The organism is Pseudomonas sp. 3JA, from assembly GCF_036961705.1.
GTDB classification, from domain to species: domain Bacteria; phylum Pseudomonadota; class Gammaproteobacteria; order Pseudomonadales; family Pseudomonadaceae; genus Aquipseudomonas; species Aquipseudomonas fluorescens_Q.
The window spans coordinates 130,385-156,180 of the sequence record NZ_JBAMDJ010000012.1; the positions used below are offsets into that span (position 1 = coordinate 130,385).

Annotated in this window: 21 protein-coding genes; 10 read left to right on the top strand and 11 right to left on the bottom strand. The window is 62.4% G+C overall.

The features are described from left to right. The first annotated feature begins 106 nt into the window (after nucleotides 1-106). The gene (recO, locus tag V7773_RS12215; RefSeq protein WP_063324535.1) at nucleotides 107-796 is read left to right on the top strand and encodes a DNA repair protein RecO; all 690 of its coding nucleotides are present in this window, start codon (nucleotides 107-109) and stop codon (nucleotides 794-796) included. 49 nt (nucleotides 797-845) lie between these two features. Further along, nucleotides 846-1,589, top strand: coding sequence for a pyridoxine 5'-phosphate synthase (pdxJ, locus tag V7773_RS12220; protein WP_058544095.1), 744 nt, complete (start codon nucleotides 846-848; stop codon nucleotides 1,587-1,589). Between the two features lie 325 nt (nucleotides 1,590-1,914). Here the strand turns inward: pdxJ and mltF are convergent, their stop codons facing one another. Continuing rightward, entirely contained in the window at nucleotides 1,915-3,375 is a 1,461-nt protein-coding gene (mltF, locus tag V7773_RS12225) for a membrane-bound lytic murein transglycosylase MltF (RefSeq protein ID WP_336073587.1), read from the bottom strand. Nucleotides 3,376-3,663: 288 nt separating this feature from the next. Here mltF and purL point away from each other — a divergent pair, with 288 nt between their 5' ends. Both purL and V7773_RS12235 read left to right on the top strand, forming a co-directional pair. Then, nucleotides 3,664-7,560, top strand: coding sequence for a phosphoribosylformylglycinamidine synthase (gene purL / locus V7773_RS12230; protein WP_336073588.1), 3,897 nt, complete (start codon nucleotides 3,664-3,666; stop codon nucleotides 7,558-7,560). Between the two features lie 4 nt (nucleotides 7,561-7,564). Further along, a complete protein-coding gene (locus V7773_RS12235) occupies nucleotides 7,565-7,876 on the top strand; it encodes a YqfO family protein (protein WP_336073589.1) in 312 nt (103 codons plus the stop codon). Between the two features lie 459 nt (nucleotides 7,877-8,335). Here V7773_RS12235 and nagE read toward each other — a convergent pair whose 3' ends face one another. The 5 genes from nagE to V7773_RS12260 are packed head-to-tail and all read right to left on the bottom strand — an operon-like array spanning nucleotide 8,336 to nucleotide 15,500. Next, a complete protein-coding gene (gene nagE / locus V7773_RS12240; RefSeq protein WP_336073590.1) occupies nucleotides 8,336-10,051 on the bottom strand; it encodes an N-acetylglucosamine-specific PTS transporter subunit IIBC in 1,716 nt (571 codons plus the stop codon). Between the two features lie 33 nt (nucleotides 10,052-10,084). Next, nucleotides 10,085-12,598, bottom strand: coding sequence for a phosphoenolpyruvate--protein phosphotransferase (gene ptsP, locus V7773_RS12245; protein ID WP_336073591.1), 2,514 nt, complete (start codon nucleotides 12,596-12,598; stop codon nucleotides 10,085-10,087). 43 nt (nucleotides 12,599-12,641) lie between these two features. Further along, a complete protein-coding gene (locus V7773_RS12250; RefSeq protein ID WP_336073592.1) occupies nucleotides 12,642-13,664 on the bottom strand; it encodes an SIS domain-containing protein in 1,023 nt (340 codons plus the stop codon). Continuing rightward, complete coding sequence (nagA, locus tag V7773_RS12255; protein WP_336073593.1) at nucleotides 13,645-14,751, bottom strand: N-acetylglucosamine-6-phosphate deacetylase; 1,107 nt, start codon at nucleotides 14,749-14,751, stop codon at nucleotides 13,645-13,647. The genes V7773_RS12250 and nagA overlap by 20 nt, the downstream gene beginning before the upstream one ends. 17 nt (nucleotides 14,752-14,768) lie before the next feature. Further along, nucleotides 14,769-15,500, bottom strand: a complete 732-nt coding sequence (locus V7773_RS12260; RefSeq protein ID WP_092146894.1) for a GntR family transcriptional regulator — start codon at nucleotides 15,498-15,500, stop codon at nucleotides 14,769-14,771. A 714-nt stretch (nucleotides 15,501-16,214) separates the two neighbouring features. On the opposite strand from V7773_RS12260, the gene V7773_RS12265 reads away from it, so the two are divergent. After that, nucleotides 16,215-16,667, top strand: coding sequence for a hypothetical protein (locus V7773_RS12265; RefSeq protein WP_336073595.1), 453 nt, complete (start codon nucleotides 16,215-16,217; stop codon nucleotides 16,665-16,667). Between the two features lie 247 nt (nucleotides 16,668-16,914). After that, on the top strand, nucleotides 16,915-17,268 hold the full coding sequence (locus V7773_RS12270) for a DUF6124 family protein (protein WP_092146900.1): 354 nt from the start codon (nucleotides 16,915-16,917) through the stop codon (nucleotides 17,266-17,268). A gap of 261 nt (nucleotides 17,269-17,529) precedes the next feature. Here the strand turns inward: V7773_RS12270 and V7773_RS12275 are convergent, their stop codons facing one another. From V7773_RS12275 to V7773_RS12285, 3 genes are all read right to left on the bottom strand, one after another. Continuing rightward, nucleotides 17,530-18,615: a scabin-related ADP-ribosyltransferase gene (locus tag V7773_RS12275; protein WP_336073596.1), complete on the bottom strand. Its 1,086-nt coding sequence runs from the start codon at nucleotides 18,613-18,615 to the stop codon at nucleotides 17,530-17,532. Between the two features lie 469 nt (nucleotides 18,616-19,084). Next, on the bottom strand, nucleotides 19,085-19,591 hold the full coding sequence (locus tag V7773_RS12280; protein WP_063324540.1) for a L,D-transpeptidase family protein: 507 nt from the start codon (nucleotides 19,589-19,591) through the stop codon (nucleotides 19,085-19,087). 41 nt (nucleotides 19,592-19,632) lie between these two features. Further along, complete coding sequence (locus V7773_RS12285; protein WP_092205380.1) at nucleotides 19,633-20,184, bottom strand: NUDIX hydrolase; 552 nt, start codon at nucleotides 20,182-20,184, stop codon at nucleotides 19,633-19,635. Nucleotides 20,185-20,329: 145 nt separating this feature from the next. Between V7773_RS12285 and V7773_RS12290 the strand changes: the two genes are divergently transcribed. The 3 genes from V7773_RS12290 to V7773_RS12300 are packed head-to-tail and all read left to right on the top strand — an operon-like array spanning nucleotide 20,330 to nucleotide 21,677. Further along, on the top strand, nucleotides 20,330-20,929 hold the full coding sequence (locus tag V7773_RS12290) for a CoA pyrophosphatase (RefSeq protein WP_063324542.1): 600 nt from the start codon (nucleotides 20,330-20,332) through the stop codon (nucleotides 20,927-20,929). Between the two features lie 17 nt (nucleotides 20,930-20,946). After that, nucleotides 20,947-21,471: a gamma carbonic anhydrase family protein gene (locus tag V7773_RS12295; protein WP_063324543.1), complete on the top strand. Its 525-nt coding sequence runs from the start codon at nucleotides 20,947-20,949 to the stop codon at nucleotides 21,469-21,471. Beyond that, on the top strand, nucleotides 21,468-21,677 hold the full coding sequence (locus V7773_RS12300) for a DUF1289 domain-containing protein (RefSeq protein WP_336073600.1): 210 nt from the start codon (nucleotides 21,468-21,470) through the stop codon (nucleotides 21,675-21,677). Before V7773_RS12295 ends, V7773_RS12300 begins: the two co-directional genes overlap by 4 nt. Before the next feature lie 158 nt (nucleotides 21,678-21,835). Here V7773_RS12300 and V7773_RS12305 read toward each other — a convergent pair whose 3' ends face one another. Beyond that, nucleotides 21,836-22,504 carry a Pr6Pr family membrane protein gene (locus V7773_RS12305; RefSeq protein ID WP_336073601.1) on the bottom strand — a complete coding sequence of 223 codons (669 nt, stop codon included), beginning with the start codon at nucleotides 22,502-22,504 and terminating at the stop codon, nucleotides 21,836-21,838. 3 nt (nucleotides 22,505-22,507) lie between these two features. Then, nucleotides 22,508-22,738: a VF530 family DNA-binding protein gene (locus V7773_RS12310; RefSeq protein ID WP_003205228.1), complete on the bottom strand. Its 231-nt coding sequence runs from the start codon at nucleotides 22,736-22,738 to the stop codon at nucleotides 22,508-22,510. 495 nt (nucleotides 22,739-23,233) lie between these two features. Between V7773_RS12310 and V7773_RS12315 the strand changes: the two genes are divergently transcribed. Beyond that, a complete protein-coding gene (locus tag V7773_RS12315; RefSeq protein WP_336073602.1) occupies nucleotides 23,234-25,648 on the top strand; it encodes a glucose/quinate/shikimate family membrane-bound PQQ-dependent dehydrogenase in 2,415 nt (804 codons plus the stop codon). Nucleotides 25,649-25,796 lie beyond the last annotated feature (148 nt).

The window sequence follows — 25,796 nt, forward strand, 5'->3', positions numbered from 1 at the left end:
GTGTGTCTGGTAGATCCAAGGGGCAGCTTCGCAGCCCAGCGCGAGCAAGCTCCCTCGCCACAAGGCTCTCTTCCATAGTCGATATCTTCTGATATTCAGGCCCCTGATGTCCCCAAGCCAACCCATCGCCCAACCCGCCTACGTCCTCCACAGCCGCGCCTACCGCGAAAGCAGCGCCCTGGTGGACTTCCTCACGCCGCAAGGGCGGCTGCGGGCGGTGTTGCGTGGAGCGCGGGGCAAGGCCGGGACACTGGCGCGACCGTTCGTGCCGCTGGAAGTCGAGTTCCGTGGTCGAGGCGAGTTGAAAAATGTCGGGCGCATGGAAAGCAATGGCGTCGCGGCGTGGCTCAACGGTGAGGCGCTGTTCAGCGGCTTGTACCTCAATGAACTGTTGATCCGCCTGCTGCCGGCCGAAGATCCCCATCCTGCCGTCTTCGACCACTACGCCGCCACGCTGCTGGCCCTGGCTGAAGGGCGGCCGCTGGAGCCGCTGCTGCGCTCCTTTGAGTGGCGGCTACTGGATGACCTGGGCTACGGCTTCGCTCTGAACACTGATCTGCACGGCGAACCCGTCGCGGCGGACGGTCTTTACCGCTTACAGGTGGATGCTGGCCTGGAGCAGGTCTACCTGTTGCAACCGGGGCTGTTCAATGGGGCTGAGCTGCTGGCGATGGCCGAGGCCGACTGGAGTGCGCCAGGCGCCTTGTCGGCAGCCAAGCGGCTGATGCGCCAGGCCCTGGCTGTGCACCTGGGCGGGCGGCCACTGGTCAGTCGCGAGTTGTTTCGCAAGCCCTGATCAACCCGTATGCTGTGGGCCGACTATTCGTCCATTCAGGAGCCTTTTTGTGAGCACCAGCAATCGCATTCTTCTCGGCGTGAACATCGACCATGTCGCCACCCTGCGCCAGGCCCGCGGTACGCGTTACCCGGATCCGGTCAAGGCCGCATTGGACGCGGAAGAGGCGGGTGCCGACGGCATCACCGTACACTTGCGTGAAGACCGTCGTCATATCCAGGAGCGAGATGTGCTGCTGCTCAAGGACGTGCTGCAAACCCGCATGAACTTCGAAATGGGCGTGACCGAAGAGATGATGGCGTTCGCTGAGCTCATCCGCCCGGCGCACATCTGCCTGGTGCCGGAGACTCGCCAGGAGCTGACCACCGAAGGCGGCCTCGACGTGGCGGGGCAGGAGGCGCGGATCAGCTTGGCAGTGGAGCGCTTGTCGAAGATCGGCGCCGAGGTATCGCTGTTCATTGATGCCGACGAACGGCAAATCGAGGCTTCCAAGCGTGTTGGCGCACCGGCCATCGAGCTGCACACGGGCCGTTACGCTGATGCCGAGACTCCCACGGATGTGGCCGATGAGCTGCAGCGAGTCGCTGACGGTGTCGCCTTCGGCCTGGCCAAGGGCCTGATCGTCAATGCCGGCCATGGCCTGCACTACCACAACGTCGAGGCCGTCGCGGCGATCAAGGGCATCAATGAACTGAACATCGGCCATGCACTGGTGGCCCATGCGTTGTTCGTCGGGTTCAAGTCGGCGGTGGCGGAGATGAAGGCGTTGATCCTGGCTGCCGCCAAGTCCTGACCGCGGCCATAAGACTGGCTGCTCACTTAGGGCTTGCCTGATTCATTGTGGCGAGGGAGCTTGCTCCCGCTGGGCTGCGCAGCAGCCCCTTGGATCTGCCAGACACACCGGGTTGCCAGGGAGTTACTAGGGCCGCTTCGCGCCCCAGCGGGAGCAAGCTCCCTCGCCACAATGGTTCATCACTGCATCAGGGTTGCGCAGCAGCTTCTTGGGTCTGCCAGACACACCGGGTTGCCAGGGAGTTACTAGGGCCGCTTCGCGCCCCAGCGGGAGCAAGCTCCCTCGCCACACTGGTTCATCACTGCATCAGGGGTGTGTGCAGCCGTCAGAGCTGCGGGCTTTCCTGGTTAGGCTTGCTCTTGTCGACGCCCGGCACGTGCAGGTTGCCCTCGGCCACCTGGTTGCCTTCGAGCTGCGGCTGCGTCACCCAGGTCAGGATGTCGTAGTAGCGACGGATGTTCGCCACGAAATGCACCGGCTCGCCGCCCCGGGCGTAGCCATAGCGGGTCTTGCTGTACCACTGTTTCTGCGACAGGCGCGGCAGGATCTTCTTCACATCCAGCCACTTGTTCGGGTTCAGCCCTTCCTTGGCCGCCAGTTTGCGGGCGTCGTCCAGGTGGCCGCTGCCCACGTTATAGGCAGCGAGGGCGAACCAGGTGCGGTCGGGCTCCTGGATGCTTTCATCCAGTTGGTCCTTCATGTAGGCCAGGTACTTGGCGCCGCCCATGATGCTCTGCTTCGGATCCAGGCGGTTGGACACGCCCATGGCCTGGGCGGTGTTCTGGGTCAGCATCATCAGGCCGCGCACGCCGGTCTTGGACGTGACCGCCGGTTGCCACAATGATTCCTGATAGCCAATCGCAGCCAGCAGGCGCCAATCGACTTTCTCTTTCTTGGCGTAGGCCTTGAAGTGCTGTTCGTATTTGGGCAGCCGTTGCTGCAAATGCTGGGCGAAGGTGGTGGCGCCCATGTAGCCGAGAACATCGACGTGCCCGTAATAGCGGTCTTTGAGGCGCTGCAGGGTGCCGTTCTTCTGCACCTTTTCGAGGTAAGTGTTGATCTCGTTGAGCAGGCTGTTGTCCTCACCGGGTGCGACCGCCCAACTCTGGCTGCGGGCATCGCCCAGGTCGAACGCCACGCGCACGTTGGGGAAGTACACCTGGTTCATCGCCACTTCGTTGGAGTCCACCAGGGTCAGGTCGATCTGGCCCTCATCCACCATGCGTAGCAGGTCGACCACTTCAACCGCGTCGGACTCTTCGTATTCGATGCCCGGGTATTGCTGTTTAAGCTGTGCCAGTTGTTCGGCGTGAGTGCTGCCCTTGAGCACCATGATTTTTTTGCCGGCCAAAGCGGCGGCGTCGGTGGGGCGTGACTGGCCGTTGCGGTAGATGATCTGCGGGGTGACTTCCAGGTAGGAGCGGGAAAACCGTACCTGCTTCTTGCGCTGTTCGCTGCTGACCAGGCCCGCGGCCGCCAATACCGGACCGTTGGGCTTGCCGATCTGGCTGAACAGATCGTCGAGGTTGTCGGCGGTCTCTATCTTCAGTTCCACCCCCAAATCGTCGGCGAAGCGCTTCACCAGCTCGTACTCGAAGCCGGTTTCACCGTTACGATCCTCAAAGTAGGTGGCGGGGCTGTTTCGGGTAACCACCCGCAGCACGCCATCCTCCTTTACGCGCTCCAGTGTGTTGGGTTTCTCAACACAACCACTGAGCACCAGGAAGAGTCCGGTTGCGATCAGCCATCTGGCATATCGCGGACGCAAAGCCGTTGGGGAAAACATCTGCGCAGTATACGCAAACGGCCCCTACCGCCATATCTCGACAGCAAAAGGCCAGTCTGCTAGCCATTGCAAAACATGTCCGCAACACAGGCCGGCCGGGGCGCGCAGGGCTTTGCATCGCTGAAAAATATCTCTTCGGCAGCCTTGGCGCGGGTGTCCGATACCGTCGCGCACGCAAAGACCGACATTCGGCCAGCACTGCGCGTGCCGTTTCGGGTGCCGTTGCCGGCGGTTTAGGCTAGAATGCACGGCCTCAAAGCACACCCCCTTCCCGAGGCTGTCCCGAAGATGTTGATCCTGCGCGGCGCTCCTGCCCTTTCTGCCTTTCGCCACAGCAAACTCCTTGAGCAACTGAGCCAGAAGGTTCCGGCTGTCAGTGGCTTGTATGCTGAATTCGCTCACTTCGCCGAAGTCACCGGCGGTTTGACCGGCGACGAACAGCAGGTGCTTGCGCGCCTTCTGAAGTACGGTCCCAGTGTTCCTGTCCAGGAGCCGGCCGGTCGCCTGTTCCTGGTACTGCCGCGTTTCGGCACCATTTCGCCGTGGTCGAGCAAGGCCAGCGATATCGCCCGCAACTGCGGCCTGGCGAAAGTCCAGCGCCTGGAGCGCGGCATTGCCTTTTATGTCGCCGGTGAGTTCAGCGAGGCCGAGGCCCAACTGATCGCCGACGGCCTGCATGACCGCATGACCCAGGTCGTGCTGGGCAACCTGGAGCAGGCCGCCGGCCTGTTCAGCCACGCCGAACCCAAGCCACTGACCGCCATCGACGTACTGGGCGGCGGCCGTGCCGCGCTGGAAAAAGCCAACGGCGAACTGGGCCTGGCCCTGGCCGAAGACGAGATCGATTACCTGGTCAACGCTTTCCAGGGCTTGAAGCGCAACCCGCACGACATCGAACTGATGATGTTCGCCCAGGCCAACTCCGAGCACTGCCGCCACAAGATCTTCAACGCCAGTTGGGACATTGACGGCCAGAGCCAGGAAAAAAGCCTGTTTGGCATGATCAAGAACACCTACCAGATGCACAACGAAGGTGTGCTCTCGGCCTACAAGGACAACGCGGCGGTGATCGTCGGCAACGTTGCCGGTCGTTTCTACCCGAACCCTGAGACCCGCCAGTACGGTGCGGTCCAGGAGCCGGTGCACATCCTCATGAAGGTCGAGACCCACAACCATCCGACCGCCATCGCCCCGTTCCCGGGCGCGTCCACCGGTTCCGGTGGCGAGATCCGCGACGAAGGCGCCACCGGGCGCGGTGCCAAGCCCAAGGCCGGCCTGACCGGCTTCACCGTGTCGAACCTGCAGATCCCGGGTTTTGAACAGCCGTGGGAAAAGCCGTACGGCAAGCCTGAGCGCATCGTCAACGCCCTGGACATCATGATCGAAGGCCCCCTGGGGGGCGCGGCGTTCAACAACGAATTCGGCCGTCCGGCCCTGACCGGTTACTTCCGTACCTTCGAACAGTCCATCACCACCCCGCGCGGTGAGGAAGTCCGTGGTTACCACAAGCCGATCATGTTGGCTGGCGGCATGGGCAACATCCGCGCCGACCACGTGCAGAAAGGCGAGATCCTGGTCGGCTCCAAGCTGATCGTCCTCGGTGGCCCGGCCATGCTGATCGGCCTGGGCGGTGGCGCTGCTTCCTCCATGGCCACCGGCACCAGCTCGGCCGACCTGGACTTTGCGTCGGTCCAGCGGGAAAACCCGGAAATGGAACGCCGTTGCCAGGAAGTCATCGACCGTTGCTGGCAGTTGGGTGAACACAACCCCATCAGCTTCATCCACGACGTCGGCGCGGGCGGCCTGTCCAACGCCTTCCCGGAACTGGTCAACGACGGCGGCCGCGGTGGCCGCTTCGAACTGCGCAACATTCCGAACGACGAGCCGGGCATGGCCCCGCACGAAATCTGGAGCAACGAATCCCAGGAGCGTTACGTCCTGGCGGTCGGCCCGGCCGACTTCGAACGCTTCCAGGCCATTTGCGAGCGCGAACGCTGCCCGTTCGCGGTAGTGGGTGAGGCCACCGCCGAGCCGCAACTGACCGTCACCGACAGTCACTTCGGCAACAGCCCGGTGGACATGCCGTTGGAAGTGCTGCTGGGCAAGGCCCCGCGCATGCACCGTTCGGCCGTTCGCGAAGCGGAGCTGGGCGATGATTTCGATCCATCGACACTCGACATCGCCGACTCCATCGAGCGTGTACTGCATCACCCGGCCGTGGCGAGCAAGAGCTTCCTGATCACCATCGGCGACCGCACTATCACCGGCCTCGTGGCCCGTGACCAGATGGTCGGCCCATGGCAGGTGCCGGTGGCTGACGTGGCCGTGACCGCCACCAGCTTCGACGTCTACACCGGCGAAGCCATGGCGATGGGCGAGCGCACGCCGCTGGCGCTGCTGGACGCCCCGGCGTCGGGTCGCATGGCGATCGGCGAGACCCTGACCAACATCGCGGCTTCGCGCATTGGCAAGATTTCCGACATCAAGTTGTCGGCCAACTGGATGTCCGCCGCCGGTCACCCGGGTGAAGACGCCCGCCTGTACGACACCGTCAAGGCCGTCGGCATGGAGCTCTGCCCGGAGCTGGGCATCACCATTCCGGTGGGCAAGGACTCCATGTCCATGGCCACGCGCTGGAACGATGAAGGCGTGGACAAGAGCGTGACCTCGCCGCTGTCGCTGATCGTGACCGGTTTCGCCCCGGTCACCGACATCCGCCAGACCCTGACCCCGCAACTGCGCATGGACAAGGGCACCACCGATCTGATCCTGATCGACCTGGGCCGTGGCCAAAACCGCATGGGCGCCTCGATCCTGGCCCAGGTGCACGGCAAGCTCGGCTCGCAAGCGCCGGACGTCGACGATGCCGAAGACTTGAAAGCGTTCTTCGCCGTGATCCAGGGCCTCAACGCCGATGGTCACCTGCTGGCCTATCACGACCGTTCCGACGGCGGCTTGCTGACCACCGTGGTGGAAATGGCCTTTGCCGGTCACTGCGGCCTGAGCCTGACCCTCGACAGCGTGGCCGAGTCCAGCGCCGAAATCCCGGCCATCCTGTTCAACGAAGAGTTGGGCGCGGTGATCCAGGTTCGCCAGGACGCCACCCCGGACATCCTCGCCCAGTTCAGCGCGGCTGGCCTGGCCGACTGCGTTTCGGTGATCGGCCAGCCGATCAACAACGCCCACATCAACATCACCTTCAACGGCGACACCGTCTTCGACGGCCAGCGCAGCCTGTTGCAGCGCCAGTGGGCGGAAACCAGCTACCAGATCCAGCGCCTGCGGGACAACGCCGACTGCGCCGAGCAGGAATTCGATGCACTGCTGGAAGAAGACAACCCGGGCCTGAGCGCCAAGCTCAGCTACGACGTCAACCACGACGTGGCCGCGCCCTACATCAAGAAAGGCATTCGCCCACAAGTGGCGGTCCTGCGCGAGCAGGGCGTCAACGGCCAGGTGGAAATGGCGGCGGCATTCGACCGTGCCGGTTTCAACGCGATCGACGTGCACATGAGCGACATCCTGGCTGGTCGTGTCGACCTGAATGACTTCAAGGGCATGGTCGCTTGTGGCGGTTTCTCCTACGGTGACGTGCTGGGTGCCGGTGAAGGCTGGGCCAAGTCGGCGCTGTTCAACAGCCGTGCCCGCGATGCGTTCCAGGGCTTCTTCGAACGTACCGACAGCTTCACCCTCGGCGTGTGCAACGGTTGCCAGATGATGTCCAACCTGCACGAACTGATCCCGGGCAGCGAGTTCTGGCCGCACTTCGTGCGTAACCGTTCCGAGCAGTTCGAAGCGCGCGTGGCAATGGTCCAGGTGCAGGAGTCGAACTCGATCTTCCTGCAGGGCATGGCCGGTTCGCGCATGCCGATCGCCATCGCCCACGGCGAAGGCCATGCGGAATTCGAAAGCGAAGAGGCGCTGCTCGAAGCGGACCTGTCCGGTTGCGTGTCGCTGCGGTTCGTCGACAACCACGGCAAGGTCACCGAAACCTACCCGGCCAACCCGAACGGCTCGCCGCGCGGGATCACCGGCCTGACCAGCCGCGACGGCCGCGTCACGATCATGATGCCGCACCCGGAGCGAGTATTCCGCGCGGTGCAGAACTCGTGGCGTTCGGACGACTGGAACGAAGACGCACCTTGGATGCGCATGTTCCGCAACGCGCGCGTCTGGGTGAACTAAGACGGTGTACAAGCTCTGCTTCTTCGTCCCGGCCAGCCATCTGGACGTGGTCAAAAGCGCCGTATTCGCTGCCGGTGGCGGGCGAATCGGCGACTATGACCGCTGCGCCTGGCAAGTGTTGGGCCTGGGCCAGTTTCGCCCGTTGGACGGCAGCCAGCCGTTCATCGGCGAGGCGGGGCAGGTCGAGCAGGTCGAGGAATGGAAAGTGGAGCTTGTCGTAGCCGAGGAGCTGATTCGTGGGGTGGTGGACGCGCTGAAACAGAGCCATCCCTACGAGACACCGGCGTATGAAGTGTGGCGGTTGGAGGACTTTTGATCCCTGGCCGCTGAAATGAAAAACCCGCTGATGAATCAGCGGGTTTTTTATTGGGCGCTATTTGAAGCCGATTTATCTATGTACACGAACCCTGTGGCGAGGGAGCTTGCCCCCGCTGGGCTGCGCAGCAGCCCCATAACACTCTGGCAACTCGGTGTGTCTGGCAGATCCAAGGGGCTGCTTCGCACCCCAGCGGGAGCAAGCTCCCTCGCCACGGGGATTGTACTTTTCCAGAGAGAGTGGTGTGGATCACCGGTCGAACAACACAAATTCTCTGTGGGAGCTTGCTCGCGATAGCGATTCACCGGTGTAAACGGAACCCTGTGGCGAGGGAGCTTGCTCCCGCTGGGCTGCGCAGCAGCCCCAATAACACTCTGGCAACTCGGTGCGTCTGGCAGATCCAAGGGGCTGCTTCGCACCCCAGCGGGAGCAAGCTCCCTCGCCACAGAGATTGGGGGACTAGGCTTTCACATCGGCCTGACGGCTCACCACCACCCCCTCCAACACTTGCCACAACCCCGGCGCTTTCTCCCCCAGCAACAGGTGCCAGACACCGCCTTCCAACGGGCTGACCCCCTGGCATCCCAGTGCCCTGAGGCCGCTTTCCGACAGTCTTTTGCCATCGGCCAGGCGCACCCGCAACCGGCTCATCGCCACGCAATCGAGCTGCAACACGTTGCCACCGCCACCCAGCGCATCCAGCCACTGTTGCGCTTCGACCCCGGACACGCTGGTCGCTGTGGCCGGTTCAACCACCGTGGCCACGGGTGTAGCGGCAGGGCGGTCGGAGGAAGGCAGGGCCAGGCGGATTTCATCGGCGATGCTGTCGGCCATCGGCCCGACCACCACCTGCAAACTCCCGCCATTGCCGGGACGCACCACGGCCATGGCGCCCAGGGCCTTGAGTTGCGCGTCGGAGGCCTTGTTGCGATCCACCATGTCCAACCGCAGCCGAGTGGTGCAGGCGCCGACGGTGATCAGGTTGTCGGCACCGCCGAGTGCTTCGATGTAGGCCCCGGCTCGTTGGTTCTGGGCGATGACCGGTTTGTCACCGGCGGGCACTTCTTCACGCCCTGGGGTTTTCAGGTCGAAGCGGCGAATGCAGAAGTCGAACACCGTGTAATAGATCACGGCATAGACCAGTCCCACCGGCACCACCAGCCAGCCGTTATTCGACTTGCCCCAGCCGAGCACCATGTCGATGAAGCCGCCGGAGAAGGTAAAGCCCAAGCGGATGTTCAGCCAATCGGTGATCGCCATCGACAGCCCGGTGAGCAAGGCATGCAACAGGAACAGCAGCGGCGCAAGGAACATGAAGGCGAACTCGATCGGTTCGGTGACACCCGTGAGAAACGACGTCAGCGCCATGGACAGCAGGATCCCCCCCATGACTTTGCGCCGCTGGGGCAGGGCATTGCGGTACATCGCCAGGCACGCAGCGGGCAGGCCGAAGAGCATCACCGGGAACATGCCGGTCATGAACTGGCCGCTATTCGGGTCGCCGGCAAAGTAGCGGGTCAGGTCGCCGGTGACCACCGCGCCGGTTTGCGGATCGGTGAAGCTGCCGAAGATGAACCAGGCCATATTATTGAGGATGTGGTGCAGGCCGGTGACGATCAGCAGGCGGTTGAACACGCCGAACACGAAGGCACCGAAACTGCCGCTTTCCATCAGCAAGGCGCCGAAACTGTTGATGCCCTGCTGGATCGGCGGCCAGATCAGGCCGAACACCACCCCCAGGCCCACGGCGCTGAAACCGGTGACAATCGGCACGAAGCGCCGACCACCGAAGAACGCCAGGTATTCCGGCAGCTTGATGTCCTTGAAACGGTTGTACAGCGCGCCGGCCAGCAGGCCACTGATGATCCCGGCGAGCATGCCCATGTTGATGCTGGCATCGAGCACCTTCAAGGTCGCGATCATCACCAGGTAACCGATGGCCCCGGCCAACCCCGCCGTCCCGTTGTTGTCCCGGGCGAAGCCCACGGCGATGCCGATGGAGAAGATCAGCGGCAGGTTGGCAAAAATCGCCTGGCCGGCATCGTGGATGATGGCGATGTTCAACAGGTCGGTGTCGCCCAGGCGCAGCAACAGGCCGGCGATGGGCAGGATCGCGATGGGCAGCATCAGTGCCCGGCCGAGGCGTTGCAGTCCTTCGATGAAATGCTGGTACATGGCGTCTCTCCCTTTATTGTTCTTCGACGTGGCTCAGCCCAGGGGCCAGTGTTGATGACAGGCTTGGCGCACGGCGGCGGCACTGCCCAGGTTCAGCAGCTCGCCGCTGAGGCGGGCGCACTGGGCGGCGTCGAGGTGCCGCACGCGGTCCTTGATTGCGCCGATCTGCGGCGGACTGACCGACAGTTCACGTACACCCAGCCCGATCAGCACCGGCATCGCCAGTGGATCGGAGGCCAGGGCGCCGCATACACCCACCCAGCGACCATGTTTCGCCGCGCCGGCACAGGTCTGGGCGATCAGCCGCAGCAGCGCCGGGTGCAGGGCATCGACCCGGGCGGCGAGGCCGGCGTGGTCGCGGTCCATGGCCAGGGTGTATTGCGACAGGTCGTTGGTGCCGATGGACAGGAAGTCCGCATGCTCGGCCAATTGTTCGGCCAGCAACGCGGCGGCCGGCACTTCGATCATCACTCCCAATTGCGGGCGTTCGCCCAGGCCCAGTTCGGTGCCGAGGGCATCTAGGCGTTGGCGGATGTGCAGCAGTTCGTCGACTTCGGTGACCATGGGCAACAGGATCCGGCAGCGCCGCAGCGGACGGGTTTGCAGCAAGGCCCGCAGTTGCTGGTCCAGCAGATCCGGTCGCACCTGGGCCAGACGAATGCCGCGCAGACCCAGCACCGGGTTGGCTTCGGTCGGCAGCGGCAGGTAATCCAGTTGCTTGTCACCGCCCACGTCGATGGTGCGGATGATCACCGGCTTGTCGCCCATGGCCTCGAGCACGGCTTGGTAGGCCTGGCGTTGTTCCTCTTCGTCGGGCGCGGTATGACGGTCGACGAACAGAAATTCGGTGCGCAGCAAGCCAACACCGTCGGCACCGTTTGCCCAGGCCTGGGCTGCATCGTCGCTGGAGGCGACGTTGGCCGCCACTTCCACGGTGACGCCGTCAAGGGTCTGGGCCGGGGTGTGGGCGAGCGCTTGTTGTTGGGCGCGTCGGCTGGTCTGCCGGAGCTGCTCTTGATGCACCTGGGCCAGGCGCTCGGCGCTGGGCCTAAGTTCGAGGCGACCGTCGTCTGCATCCAGCACCACCCCTTGCCCCAGCGCCTGGGCAAGCAGCTCGTCACCCAGTGCCACCAGGCACGGCAAGCCTTTGCCCCGGGCCAGGATCGCCACATGGGAGGTTGCGCCGCCCTCGACCATGCACACGCCGGCCACGCCTTGGGCGCTGAGTTGCAGCAGGTCCGACGGGGTCAGTTCCTGGGCGGCGACGATGGCGCCGGGCGCCACGTCGAATTGCCAGGCCTCACCCAGCAACACCCGCAGGACCCGTTGGCGCAGGTCGCGCAAATCATTGGCGCGCTCGGCCAGCAATGTGCTGCCCAGTTGTTGCAGCACCTGGCATTGCCCATCGATGGAATGGCTCCAGGCGTGGGTCGCGGCGCTGCCTTGTTCGATAAAGAGGTAGGCGGCATCCAGCAACACTGGGTCTTCGAGCAACGCCAGATGAGCGCTGAAGATCGCTTCTTCGTCGCGGTGGCGTCGGGCCTTGGCGATTTCCAGGGTGAGGCGGATTTCGCCACTGACCTGAGCCAAGGCATTGTCCAAGCGGTGTCGCTGCTCTTCGACGTCATGGCCGCCAGTGTCCTGGGGCAATTGAATGCCATTCAGCCGAACCAGCGGCCCGGTCACCAGGCCGGGGGCGGCACACACGCCATGGAGCACACCGTTTTCGGCGGCAGGGCGTTGCGGCTTGATGGCCGGCGCCACGGCATGGGCTTCTTCCGCCAGGGCTGTGGATAAGGTCGCCAGCAAGGCTTGCAGCGCCGCCTCGGCATCGCTGCCCTGGCAACTGACGTGCACTTGCGCTTGTTCGGTGATGGCCAGGCCCATCATCCCCATCACGCTGTCGCAAGAGGCCGACTTGCCTTGGAAATGCAGGTGCGAGCGGCTCTTGAAGCCCTGGGCGGTCTGGCGAATCAGCGCCGCCGGCCGGGCATGCAGGCCGCCGCGATGGGCGATGCGGACCTGGCCGAAGACTTCGTGGCCGATCTGCTGGTCATCGTGTGACGTTTCGCCCGGGGCCTTGGCGATGATATGCAGCAGTGGTTCGCCGACCTTCACCCCCTTGAGCGTGATGGGCCGCGCCTGGAAGTGTTCGCCGTTGGTGATGACCAACAGGCTGACCAGGCTCTTGCAGCGCAGTGCCACTTTGTCCACGTCGTAACGCAGCAGCGGCTGACCATTGCTGACCCGCGCCCCTTCCTTGACCAGCATGGAAAACCCGTCGCCCTGCAGCTCGACCGTGTCCAGGCCCAGGTGCAGCAACAGTTCGGCGCCGTTGTCGGCCCGCAGGGTCACGGCGTGGCCAGTGCGGGCGACGTGAATCACTTCACCAGCGCAGGGCGCGTAGAGGGTGTCGTTCAGCGGGTCGATGGCGATCCCGTCGCCCATGGCGCCGCTGGCGAACACCGCGTCCGGGACGTTGGCGAGGGTGAGCACCGGGCCGCTGAGCGGGGCGCTGAGGGTCAGCTCTTTATTATTGTTGGGCATGGGGCGCTCTCATCAGACTCTCTATAAAAAGAAAACCGTCGGTTCAGTGCGTACGGGTGACCTTGCTCAAGTACCGTGGCTGGTCCGGATCCAGGCCTCGGGCCACGGCCAGGCTCGCGGCCATCCCATAAAAGCTCTGGATCGCCAGGATCGGGTCCAGGGACGGGTGTTCGGCGCGGGTCAGCGTCAGGTCGCGTTCGGCGATGTCATCCGGCGCCGCCAGCAACACCCGGGCGCCGCGCTGGCGCATGTCGGCGGCCAGGCTCAACACGCCGGCCTGCTCGGCACCGCGAGGGGCAAACACCAGCAACGGGTAGTTTTCATCGATCAGCGCCATCGGCCCATGACGAACCTCGGCACTGCTGAAGGCTTCGGCCTGGATCGCCGAGGTTTCCTTGAATTTGAGCGCCGCTTCCTGGGCGATGGCGAACCCGGCGCCACGGCCAATGACCATCAACCGCTGGCAATCGCGCAGGGCCTCGACGGCAGCACGCCAATCCTGGCGGGCGGCCTCTTGCAAACCTTCGGGCAGGGCGCTGCCGGCTTCCAGCAACTCGGCGTCGTCCTTCCAGTGCGCCACCAGCCGCGCACTGGCGCTGAGGGTGGCGATGAAACTCTTGGTGGCGGCGACGCTGTTTTCGACGCCGGCACACAGCGGCACGCTGAATTCACAGGCGGCTTCCAGGGGCGAATCGGTGGCGTTGACCAGGGCCACGCTCAAGGCGCCACGCTTGCGCAACAGGCGCAGGCTGTTCACCAGGTCCGGGCTCTGTCCCGATTGGGAAAACGCGAATGCTACCTGGCCACCGACCTTCAGCGGCGCCTGTTGCATGGTCACCACCGACATCGGCAACGAGGCCACCGGGATGCCCAGTTGCTGCATGGTGAGGTAGGCGAAATAGCTGGCGGCGTGGTCGGAACTGCCACGGGCGACGGTCATCGCCACTTGCGGTGGCTGACGGCGCAGGCGTCCGGCGATTTCCTCGAGGGCCGGGTCCAGTTGCTGTAACTGGCGCTCGACGGCTTCCCACGAGGCCAAGGCCTCTTCAAGCATTTTGGAAGTCAATGGCTTCTCCTTCGACCATCACGTCGGTCAGGGTCAGGGAGCGGTCAAGGCGCACGCAGTCGGCCCAGGCGCCGGGTTGCAAGCGGCCGCGCTCGGGCAGGCCGAGGTAATCGGCGGGAAATTGCGACAGGCGCTGGGACGCTTCGGCGATGGGCAAGCCGATTTTCACCAGGTTGCGCAGGGCCTGGTCCATGGTCAGGGTGCTGCCGGCCAAAGTGCCATCGGCCAGGCGCACGCCGCCCAGGCACTTGGTCACGGTGTGGCTACCCAGCTTGTATTCGCCATCGGGCATGCCCGCGGCGGCGGTGGAGTCGGTGACGCAATACAGGCACGGAATCGAACGCAAGGCCACGCGCATCGCACCGGGGTGTACGTGGAGCAAGTCCGGAATTAACTCGGCATATTGAGCATGGGCCAGCGCCGCGCCGACGATGCCTGGCTCGCGGTGATGCAACGGGCTCATGGCGTTATACAAATGGGTGAAACTGCTGGCCCCGGCGGCCAACGCCGCGACGCCTTCTTCATAACTGCCCAGGGTATGACCGATCTGCATGCGCACGCCCCGGGCGCTGAGGGCGCGGATCAAGGCATCGTGACCGGCGATTTCCGGGGCGATGGTAATCACGCGGATCGGCGCCAGGGCCAGGTAACTCTCCACCTCGGCCATCAGCGCGGTGTGGGCGAAATTCGGTTGCGCGCCGAGTTTTCCGGGGTTGATGTAAGGGCCTTCCAAATGCACGCCCAGGACTCGGGCGCTGCCGTTCGGGCGTTGTTCACAGAACTCGCCGAGGGCCTGCAGCACGCTGGCGATTTCTTCGCTGGGCGCGGTCATGGTGGTGGCCAGCAGCGCGGTCGTGCCGAAGCGCACGTGGGTGCGGGCGATGGTTTCGAACGCCGAGGCGCCTTGCATGATGTCCTTGCCGCCACCGCCGTGGACATGCAGGTCGATGAAACCGGGCAGCAGGTAGGGCAGGTCATTGCTGGCCGGATCGCAGGGCTGGCCTTCGATGGACACGACTTTGCCGTGCGCATGGATCAGGCGGCCGCGAACCCAGCCGTCACAGGTGAGGATGTTGTCTTCGGACATGGGAATTCTCTGGTCGTCTAGCGCCGCAGTTCTGCGACAAAGTCGTAGTAGTCGTTGCGGCAATAGGTGTCGGTGACTTCGATGGGGGTGTTGTCTTCCAGGTAGCCGACCCGGGTCATCAGCAACATGGCGGTGCCGGGGGCGATGCCCACCAGGGCGGCGAACTCGTCCGAGGCGTTGATGGCCTGGATGTGTTGCAGGGCGCGCACCACCGGTTTGCCGATGCTGTCGAGAAATTCATAGAGCGAATCGCCCACTGCCTGTGGCTTGGGAATGATCGAGGCGGGCAGGGTGCTCATCTCGATGGCCATGACCGTGTCGTCGGCCTTGCGCAGCCGCTTGAGCCGCGCGACCTTGTCGGTGGGCGACAGGCCCAGGCGGATCAGTTCTTCGTGGGTGGGCGGAGTGATGTCCCGCTCCAGCCATTGGGAGCCCGGGACAAAACCCTTGAGGCGGAGCATCTCGCTGAAGCCGCTCAGGCGTGACAGCGGTTGTTCCAGGCGCGGTGTGATGAACGTCCCCGAACCCTGGTTACGGCGGATCAATCCTTGTTCGAACAACACTTCCAACGCCTTGCGCGCGGTCACCCGGGAAATGCCCAGTTGCTCGCTCAAGCTGCGCTCGGACGGCATCGCCTGCTCGGCTTTCCACTGGCCGGCATGAATCGCCGTCTCCAGGTTACGCGCCAATTGCAGGTACAGCGGCGTGGGTTGGGTGTCGTCGGGGCGCAGGGCCAGGATGTCGTTCATGTGGGTGTCCGATGCGGTTATTGAGTTGTTTGTCGCCCGGTAAGTGAGGTGGAAGCTAATACCACTTGAATACCATGTCAACGCCGCATGCCCTGGATGTAGAGGGGTTATTGGAGGGTTTTGGTGGGGTGGGATTGAAGTGGTATTAGAGGTTGGGGGTTCGAAAGCAAAGATCGCAGCCTGCGACAACGGCCGCTGGGTGAACTGGTATTCATCTGTAGGTAATTTCTGACTTTGCGATTTTTTGATTTTATTTTTCGATGCTGACGGGCGGTCGTTCGAGCCACCAAGGCTAACGAGCTGTTGTGGCGAGGGGATTTATCCCCGCTGGGGCGCGAAGCGGCCCCAAAACCTGACAACGCGGTGTATCAGGCAAATTGAGTTAACGGCCTTGGGGCTGCTGCGCAGCCCAGCGGGAGCAAGCTCCCTCGCCACGGGGAATGATGGTGTGGCGAGGGGATTTAGCGAAACGTCGCACCGCCCCGCTGGGGCGCGAAGCGGCCCTAAAACCTGACAGCGCGGTGTGTCAGGCAAATTGAGTTGACTGCTTTGGGTCTGCTGCGCAGCCCAGCGGGAGCAAGCTCCCTCGCCACAGAGATTTGCGGTTTGTCAGACGCACCGAAGTTTCCGACAGGTTTTTAAGGTTGTCCTTAAGAAGTGGTGGTTTTAGCCTTTTGATTTGCTGTCCTTTTTTAAAATTTCTTGGGAATACAAATGGAGAAGCCAGCTAACAGATCAAGTCTCCTATTTGCTCTAGAGACGTTAGTTAAAAGCCCATTAAAGCAGGCAGATGACGCCGCGCTTGTGAGTGCAGCCAAGGCTGTCTGGTATTCAAATTCGGACCTGATGAGTGTCGCTCAGGCTTTTCTAAGTAGGCACACTGATGAGGTCGAGGTTCGTCGCGCAGGGTATTTGCTCGAACGATTCACCCGCTTTTCATGCGTAACCGATAGCCGCGTGTCGGAAGTCTTCAAAGCGCTTGAGCTATTCTGGCGTTCGGCACCTAAGCACGAAGTGACTTCACAAGCCGCTGTAACGCTTCGCAGTCGTCGTGATGAACTCGCCCTCTCGTGGGGGGTGAGTGAAGGTCTTGGTTTGAAGGTACAGGTCCTCATGCCTTTTCAGACTCGGCATTATGAGGCTGAGCAGCGCGCAGCATTTGTTTGAATCCAAATGTTGTGATCGAAACCCGGCTTAGGCCGGGTTTTTGTTGTGTGAATGATCCTCATACGGCGGCTGGTCTGTCAGACGCACCGAAGTTTCCGACATGTTTTTAGGGTTGTCCCTCGGAAGCGCGGGCTCTAGCCTTTGGGTGTCGCTGCCAATTCAGCGACCGGGTTTGACCGTCCGAAAAATCACAGGGCAACAGGCCCGGACGTTTTGTCCTGGGCTCCATTAGATAAAGGAGCTTCCATTGAAAAATTCTGACATTCCCAAACCCGCCTCCACCTTTCCCTACGGCGATTACGCTCCCGAAAGACTGAAAGAAGCGGCCGACCGCGCGATGGACCATTACCTCAAGCCTGAGGACAGCGCATCAGAAGCCAAACCACCGGCGCAATTGTTCACCGTAGTGGACAGTGTCGATACTGAAGCCCTGTTAGCCAACCTCAGCGAAACCCTGGCGTCAGCCAACGCAATGCTCAGCGACCTTGCCTTCGACCTGGAAGGCTCGCGGCGGCATGTGGCGTTGGGGGTGGCGCAGATGATTGAGTTGGGGGCTTTGTTGGCGAACAAGTGCCTGGACCGGGCAGAGCTTCGGACTTGATGCAATAAGTGCCGGCCTCATCGCGAGCAAGCTCGCTCCCACAGTGGATTTGAGTCGTTCACAAATATGCCCATCGACACCAAACCCCTGTGGCGAGGGAGCTTGCTCCCGCTGGGGCGCGAAGCGGCCCAAACCCTGACACCCCGATGTGTCAGGCAAATTGAGTGGCCTGCCTTGGGTCTGCTGCGCAGCCCAGCGGGAGCAAGCTCCCTCGCCACAGGGGGATGGTGTTTTGTGGCGAGGGGATTCATCCCTTGAAAACTATTGGTGGAGGTTCTCAAGCCGACAAGCTTCTTTTTCGATGCCAATGCACTCGACCGGTTGACTCACACCTTTCTCGAAACGGCGGGCGTTCATCAATAGGCCGCCCTTGATACCGCCGATGAAGGCGACAGCGCCGTTACGTCCGCCGAAATTTGGCCGCGCCAGATCCACCGCTGGGGTGTTGGGCCTGACTTCATACACCCAGCCGCCGTTCTGTGCTTCCGTGATCGCCCAGACCCTGGCGTCATTGTATTCATAGAAGGCTATAACAGCCGAGTTCGTGAAGACACTGTCTTCCGGGGAGGTCCCCAGCCTCAAATTGGGAGCCCTGGAGTTCCTGCCTCGTAATCCGTTAGCAAGCGCGTCCGCCCCCTGCACGGGGTTGGCTATCGGAGAACTGACTGCCCATAGAGAGTCTTTAGTGTTTACCCATGGCATGCCTTCCGGAGGAGCTATCCGGTTCCAGTCGATGGCTACGGCCGCAACTTCAGATGGGCTTTCCTGGCCGGTCGGTTCGCGGTAGTTCGGGTTCGCGGCGCAATCGGAGAGGTTATCCTTCTTGCACGCCTGCTTGACGAACTGACGCTTGATTCCCCCTGGGAAACTGATTTCCTGCTCGCTGACTGCCCCTCCCGATTTATCCTGGTCGATTCCATGGGGGGCTTTGATCTCGTACACCCATTCCTGGGCGAAACTCTGAGCGATAGCCTGATCACGGGTTGTACTGCTATAGATCGATTTTCCTATTCCAGCCCCGTGGTCCCACCAGTCATACATCCAATCGATCACGGGAAAGCCTATGGCTTTGGGCAAGATACCGTCCCTGAAGGCCCCGAGGCCCTGACCGGTGGTGTCGCCGCGATAGAGCGCGTCCGTGTCGGTGCGCCACTGCAAGAATGGCTTAGTATTGCGAATCGGCACGCTCGGATCCGCCGTAACCTGAAGCCAGGCTTGATACCACGGCTCCTCTTTACCCTCCGCAGGCGCCCCAGCCCCCCACGCGTCGCCTCCCAACTGCCAAACACCCGCCAACGCCACCACCGCAACCGCGGTCGTCCGTATAAAACTGTTATGAGTTGTCATGATTTGATGTCCATCTGGAACGGTGAAGCCCTGTCGAATCACATACGTCATGACTGCCTATGCTTCGACGTGACACGTCTCACTATGAATTCTGCGGGGCATCGCGCCACCGCATCAGTTTTGAGGGTAGATCAAAGCTGATAAGGCGGTTGCGCTCCGCTTCCGGGACTTGTAGCAAGATGTGAAACCGACACCGTCCCCTGTGGCGAGGGAGCTTGCTCCCGCTGGGGCGCGAAGCGGCCCCCTGGATCTGCCAGACACACCGAGTCGATCGTTCCCACGCTCCCGCGTGGGAATGCCGCCAGGGACGCTCCGCGTTCCGCTTCTGGAAGGTGACGCAGAGCGTCACGGGATGCATTCCCACGCAGAGCGTGGGAACGATCTATACCGGGTTGTCAGGTTTTGGGGCCGCTTCGCGCCCCAGCGGGAGCAAGCTCCCTCGCCACGGGGAATGGGGTGTGGCGAGGGGCTACGGACGAATCTCGATCATGGTGCCATCCGGCACCAGGTTCCAAACCTCGCGCATATCCACATTGCGCATGGCGATGCAGCCATCAGTCCAGTCCAGCGTATGGAACAACTGCTCAGGGTTTTCTTCCGAATCCGGCGTGCCGTGGATCATGATCATGCCCCCCGGTTCCACGCCTTCACGGCGGGCGCGGGCGGCGTCGGTGATGTTGGGGTAGGAAATGTGCATCGACAGGTAGAAGCGGTCGCTGGTCTTGCGCCAGTCGATCCAGTAGAAACCCTCGGGGGTGCGCTTGTCGCCTTCGATCAGCTTGGGGCCTTTCTTGGCGCCCTTGCCCAGGGAGATGCGATAGGTCTTGAGTGGCTTGCCGTCGTTGATCAATTGCAATTGATGGGCGGACTTGAGCACCAGCACTTTTTCGATGGTCTTGCCGTTGTAGGTTCCCGGCGCGGAAGCCTGGGACACAGCGGTGAACGACAAGCAGAACAGGACAAGCAACCAGCGCATTGAAACGATCCCTAGAGGTGTCGCGGCTATTAATGGGTTTTTTATGTATTGGCAGGCTGGGCCAGTGGCGGGATCGATTCGGATCGCACAGGGTAATCTTCGGCCCGGCGGTCAGCGTAGAAATATTCCAGGGTGCGGCCCACCGTGCGGAACGCCAGTTCATCCCAGGGAATATCCGCTTCTTCGAACAGTTTCACTTCCAGGCTCTCAGGCCCGGCGGCGAAATCCTCATCCACCAGTTCGGCGCGGAAGAATACATGTACCTGGCTGATATGCGGTACGTCAATCAGCGTATAGATGCTCAAATTTCGCACACGGGCGCAGGCTTCCTCGGCGGTTTCGCGCACGGCGGCCTGTTCGACCGTCTCGCCGTTTTCCATGAAGCCCGCCGGCAGCGTCCAGTAACCACGCCTTGGCTCGATGGCGCGTCGGCACAACAGGACTTTACTGCCCCAGGTCGGTACGCAACCGGCCACGATATTGGGGTTCTGGTAATGGATGGTGTGGCAGGTGTCGCAAACAAAACGCAGGCGCGAGTCGCCTTCGGGTATGCGCTGGGTCACCGGGTTACCGCACTGGCTGCAGAATTTCATGCTTGGATTCCTGAATGCTGCGCCTATCTTGGCGTGCGTGGGCCGGTGCGGCAAGTTGTCGTTTCGCGACACGACGCGGTGCGGGGGTTGGGCCGCTTGAACGATTGGTGCATGATGCAAGGTAGCGAATAAATCGAGAAGTCTCATGCTGGACGAGCTACTGCATCGAGTAAGCAACCATACCCCGCACGATCTGCAGGCTGACCGACGTTTCCCTGAAGCCGCGGTGCTGGTGCCGATTACCCGCAGCGATGAACCGGAGCTGGTACTGACCCTGCGCGCCAGCGGGCTCTCGACCCATGGCGGCGAGGTGGCGTTCCCCGGCGGGCGCCGCGACCCGGAAGACCCGGACCTGATCTTCACCGCCCTGCGCGAAGCCGAGGAAGAGATCGGCCTGCCGCCCGGCCTGGTGGAAGTGATTGGCCCCCTCAGTCCGCTGATCTCGTTGCACGGCATCAAGGTCACGCCTTATGTCGGAGTGATTCCGGACTACGTCGAATACCTGGCCAACGATGCCGAGATCGCTGCGGTATTCAGCGTGCCGCTGGAATTTTTCCGCAAGGATCCGCGCGAACACACGCACCGCATCGATTACCAGGGCCACAGTTGGTACGTGCCCAGTTATCGCTTTGGCGAATACAAGATCTGGGGACTGACGGCGATCATGATCGTCGAATTGGTCAACCTGCTGTACGACGCCGAAATCGACCTGCACAAACCGCCCAAGAGTTTCATCAATACCTGACGCCCCCGAGGACTCTCATGAAATATCGCCTGGGCGATGCCCGTGTCGAAACCCACCCACAGAGCTGGGTCGCGCCCAACGCCACGCTGGTGGGCAAGGTCCGCCTCGAAGAGGGCGCCAACGTCTGGTTCAACGCCGTGCTGCGCGGTGACAACGAACTGATCCTGATCGGCAAGAACAGCAACGTGCAGGACGGCACGGTGATGCACACTGACATGGGCTATCCGTTGACCATCGGCACCGGCGTGACCATCGGCCACAACGCCATGCTCCACGGCTGCACGGTGGGCGACTACAGCCTCATCGGCATCAACGCGGTGATTCTCAACGGCGCGAAGATCGGCAAGAATTGCATCATCGGTGCCAACTCGCTGATCGGCGAGGGCAAGGAAATTCCCGACGGTTCGCTGGTGATGGGCTCGCCCGGCAAGGTGGTGCGTGAACTGACCGAGGCCCAGAAGAAAATGCTCGAGGCCAGTGCGGCGCACTATGTGCACAATTCCCAGCGCTACGCCCGCGACCTGTTCGAGCAGGAACCATGAGCGCCCCTGAACGCCCGGTGCCTTCGCCCTGCGTGAACATCTGTGCGCTGGACGATGAAGACATCTGCACCGGTTGCCAGCGCACCGTGGCGGAGATCACCCGTTGGAGCCGGATGGACAACGAAGAGCGCCGCAGCGTCTTGGCGTTGTGTGATGAGCGGGCCAAGGCCAGTGGGTTGATGTGGATGTTGCCGGCCAGGCGGTGATGTCTACTTGCGAACACAAAACCCTGTGGCGAGGGAGCTTGCTCCCGCTGGGCTGCGAAGCAGCCCCAATAACGCACTGACAACTCGGTGCGTCTGGCTGATCCAAGGGGGCTGCTGCGCAGCCCAGCGGGAGCAAGCTCCCTCGCCACAAAAGCCTCTCACACGGCTTTAGCCGGTCGCCGCCCCAACCACCGATCCAACCCCACCACCCCCAGCGCAATCCCGACAAACCCCAGCAATATCCCCCCAGCATTGATGAACACCTGCGGATAACCCAGGTTCGCCACATCGATGAAAGGGTAGGGGTAAGCCGCCAATAGATCCCCGCGCAGCAGGACATAGGCGAAATACACCAAGGGGTAGATTACCCACAGCCCGATGTGGCCCAGGCGCAAGGTACCTTTGGGCACCCACAGCCACCAATAGGCGATGTACAGCAAGGGCACCACGTCGTGCAGCAACTCGTCGGCTACGAACTGCCAACCTTCGGGTTGCCAGAGGTGGCGCAGCAGCAGGTTGTAGGCCAGGCCGACCAGGGCGATGCTCACGGCGATGCCGCTGCGCACGCTGGGCAGCAGGAACCAGCGCCGGGCCGCCGATTCGCCAGGGGTCAGTTCCCAGGTCAACACCACGGCCACCAGGGTGTTGGTCAGGACCGTGAAGAAACTGAAGAAACTCACCAGCCCGCCCAGCAGGCTCGCGTCCAGTTTCCAACGACCCAGCAGGATCAGATACAACTGGATGCTCAATCCCACCCAGCCCAGCAGTGCCGTCACCGAGACAAAACGCTGTCGCAGCGTGAGGTGACGACCCTGATCACTGCCCACGGCTCAGACCGGCCGCTTGGTGCGCATCAACTTGATGTACAGGCGCTCGACTTTCTCCCGCGCCCATGGCGTCTTGCGCAGGAAGGTCAGGCTCGACTTGATGCTCGGGTCGCTCTTGAAGCAACGGATGTCGATGCGCTCGGCCAGCCCCGACCATTCATAGTGCTGCACCAGGGCATTGAGAATCTGCTCCAGCGTCACGCCGTGCAGCGGGTTGTTGTTGGGTTCGGTCATGGGAGGTCTTCGCGCTAAAGGTGTAAAGCCGCGCACCTTAGCCGAGGTGCCCCTTTGGTGGAAGCATAGCCTTCATCATGGCCGCCAGAGCCAGGCGCACTGTTACCGAATCCGAGATGATTCATGTCAGCAAAAGCCCTTTCTCTATTGAGAACAGGACATTATCCTTGCCCGCTTGCTGAAACGCTTCTTCTGGCGTGCCGAAGTCTCTGCGTCCAGCTCAATCCTGCTGAAAGATCAAAGAACGCCCAGTGTTCAGATTTTGAAAGACAGCGCTGTCTTTCAGGATTTCTGTGGGAGCGAGTTTGCTCGCGATAACGATTGCACATTCAACATTGAAGCCGGCTGACACACCGCATCGCGAGCAAGCTCGCTCCCACAAGGGATCGCGGCAACCGAATTTGCCTTTTTTCAACTGAACCATGCCCCTGCAAGATCGTCATCTACAGTGACTACTTGCGCGGAACTCCTTAAAACGTCACGGAGAAACACACTATGAGCACTGAGGGTGCTTTGAGTCGAAGCCGTCTGCTACCGAGTTTGCTCGGCATTCTGCTTCTATTGATGGGCCTGGCCCTGTTGGCCGGGGGAGTCAAGCTGAGCACGCTTGGCGGCTCGTGGTATTACCTGCTGGCCGGTATCGGCCTGGCGTTGACTGGCGTGCTGCTGATCATGGCCCGCCGCGCGGCCCTGGGCCTGTACGCGCTGGTGCTGTTCGCCAGCACCGTGTGGGCGTTGTGGGAAGTGGGCTTGGATTGGTGGCAACTGGTGCCGCGCCTGGCGCTGTTGTTTGCCTTGGGCATCGTCATGTTGTTGCCGTGGTTCCGCCGCCCGCTGTTGACCGCCGATGCCTCGGCCACCGGAACCCGCGCATTGGGCGCCGCCGTGGTCATCGCCGGTGTCGCCGCCCTCGCCAGCCAGTTCACCAACCCAGGTGAGATCAAGGGCCAACTGGATCGTGACAGCGTGCCGGGTATGGCCAACACCGCACCGGCCATGCCGGACGGCGACTGGAACTCCTACGGGCGCAGCGCCCATGGCGATCGCTATTCGCCACTGGCGCAGATCACCCCCGAGAACGTCAGCAAGCTCAAGGAAGCCTGGACCTACCGCACCGGCGACCTGCCAGGGCCGAACGACCCGGGTGAAACCACTGCCGAGAACACCCCGCTGAAGGTCAACGGCATGCTTTATGTGTGCACGCCCCACAGCCAGGTGATTGCCCTGGAACCGGAAACCGGCAAGGAAATCTGGCGTTTCGATCCGAAGCTTTCCACGCAAAAGGCGGAGAACTTCAAGGGTTGGGCCCACATGACCTGCCGTGGCGTGACCTATCACGATGACGCTGCGTACGCCTCTGCCGAACAGAGTCCCACCGGCACCGCCAGCACTACACCGGCCAGCACCGTCTGCCCGCGGCGGATCTTCCTGCCGACCGCCGACACCCGCCTGATCGCCCTCAACGCCGACACCGGCAAGATGTGCGAAGACTTCGGCGACAAGGGGCAGGTCGACCTGACTGCCAACATCGGCGGTTTCACGGCCGGCGGTTACTACTCCACGTCGCCACCGGCGGTCACCCAGAACCTGGTGGTGATCGGCGGCCACGTCACCGACAACGTCTCCACCGACGAGCCAAGCGGTGTCATCCGTGCCTACGACGTGCACACCGGCAAGCTGGTGTGGAACTGGGACAGCGGCAACCCGGACGACACCGCGCCGATTGCCGAGGGCAAGACCTACACCCGCAATTCGCCGAACATGTGGTCCATGTTCAGCGTCGATGAAAAACTCGGCATGCTCTACCTGCCGATGGGCAACCAGACCCCCGACCAGTTTGGTGGTTTCCGTACGCCGGAATCGGAAAAATACGCCGCTGGCCTGACGGCGCTGGACATCGCCACCGGCAAGGTGCGCTGGTACTTCCAGTTCACTCACCACGACCTGTGGGACATGGACGTCGGCGGTCAACCGACCCTGATGGACATGAAAACCGCTGACGGCGTGAAACCGGCGGTACTGGCCTCGACCAAGCAGGGCAGCATCTACGTGCTGGACCGCAGCAATGGCCAGCCGATCATCCCGATCAAGGAAATCCCGGTGCCCCAAGGCGCGGTGGAAGGTGACCACACCTCGCCGACCCAACCGATGTCCGACCTGAACTTCGTGCCGCCGGTCCTCAAGGAACGCGACATGTGGGGCGTGACCCCGTTCGACCAGATGCTCTGCCGGATCGACTTCAAGTCGCTGCGTTATGAGGGCATGTTCACGCCGCCGTCGCTGCAAGGCTCAATCGTTTACCCGGGTAACTTTGGTGTGTTCGACTGGGGCGGTATTTCGGTGGACCCGGTGCGCCAGATCGCCTTCGTCAACCCGAGCTACATGGCGTTCAAGTCCAAATTGGTGCCGGCAGCCGAAGTGGCTGGCGGTCCGGGGCGCAAGAGCGAAACCGAAGGCGTACAGCCGAACAAAGGCGCGCCGTATGGGGTGATCCTCGAAGCGCTGCTCTCGCCGATGGGCCTGCCTTGCCAGGCGCCGGCCTGGGGTTATGTGGCGGCGGTGGACCTGACCAACAACAAGACCCTGTGGAAACACAAGAACGGCACCGTGCGTGACAGCTCGCCGGTACCGATCCCGCTGAGCATGGGCGTACCGAGCCTGGGCGGCACCTTCACCACTGCCAGCGGCCTGGCGTTCCTCAGCGGCACCCTCGACCAGTACCTGCGTGCCTATGACGTGAAAAACGGCAAGCAACTGTGGGAAGGTCGCCTGCCAGCGGGGGCCCAGACCACGCCAATGACCTACACCGGCAAGGACGGCAAGCAATACGTGCTGGTCGTTGCGGGTGGTCATGGCTCCCTGGGGACCAAGCAGGGTGATTATGTGATTGCCTACAAGCTGCCGGATTAAGCCAGACCGGCGCTCATGAAAAAGGCGACACCTTGGCGGGTGTCGCCTTTTTTTGTAGCTTGAACACAGGCCTTTTTGAGCTTTTGGGCTTTTGAGCTTTTGGGCTTTTGTGGCGAGGGAGCTTGCTCCCGCTGGGCTGCGCAGCAGC

Bases quoted from the DNA above. Each gene is read 5' to 3' on its own strand.
- V7773_RS12300 (WP_336073600.1), top strand. From the start codon at position 21,468: ATGAGCGCCCCTGAACGCCCGGTGCCTTCGCCCTGCGTGAACATCTGT.
- V7773_RS12295 (WP_063324543.1), top strand. From the start codon at position 20,947: ATGAAATATCGCCTGGGCGATGCCCGTGTCGAAACCCACCCACAGAGC.
- V7773_RS12265 (WP_336073595.1), top strand. From the start codon at position 16,215: ATGGAGAAGCCAGCTAACAGATCAAGTCTCCTATTTGCTCTAGAGACG.
- V7773_RS12315 (WP_336073602.1), top strand. From the start codon at position 23,234: ATGAGCACTGAGGGTGCTTTGAGTCGAAGCCGTCTGCTACCGAGTTTG.
- mltF (WP_336073587.1), bottom strand. From the start codon at position 3,375: ATGTTTTCCCCAACGGCTTTGCGTCCGCGATATGCCAGATGGCTGATC.
- nagE (WP_336073590.1), bottom strand. From the start codon at position 10,051: ATGTACCAGCATTTCATCGAAGGACTGCAACGCCTCGGCCGGGCACTG.
- nagA (WP_336073593.1), bottom strand. From the start codon at position 14,751: ATGTCCGAAGACAACATCCTCACCTGTGACGGCTGGGTTCGCGGCCGC.
- ptsP (WP_336073591.1), bottom strand. From the start codon at position 12,598: ATGCCCAACAATAATAAAGAGCTGACCCTCAGCGCCCCGCTCAGCGGC.
- V7773_RS12260 (WP_092146894.1), bottom strand. From the start codon at position 15,500: ATGAACGACATCCTGGCCCTGCGCCCCGACGACACCCAACCCACGCCG.
- purL (WP_336073588.1), top strand. From the start codon at position 3,664: ATGTTGATCCTGCGCGGCGCTCCTGCCCTTTCTGCCTTTCGCCACAGC.
- V7773_RS12290 (WP_063324542.1), top strand. From the start codon at position 20,330: ATGCTGGACGAGCTACTGCATCGAGTAAGCAACCATACCCCGCACGAT.
- recO (WP_063324535.1), top strand. From the start codon at position 107: ATGTCCCCAAGCCAACCCATCGCCCAACCCGCCTACGTCCTCCACAGC.
- V7773_RS12275 (WP_336073596.1), bottom strand. From the start codon at position 18,615: ATGACAACTCATAACAGTTTTATACGGACGACCGCGGTTGCGGTGGTG.
- V7773_RS12310 (WP_003205228.1), bottom strand. From the start codon at position 22,738: ATGACCGAACCCAACAACAACCCGCTGCACGGCGTGACGCTGGAGCAG.
- V7773_RS12280 (WP_063324540.1), bottom strand. From the start codon at position 19,591: ATGCGCTGGTTGCTTGTCCTGTTCTGCTTGTCGTTCACCGCTGTGTCC.
- V7773_RS12285 (WP_092205380.1), bottom strand. From the start codon at position 20,184: ATGAAATTCTGCAGCCAGTGCGGTAACCCGGTGACCCAGCGCATACCC.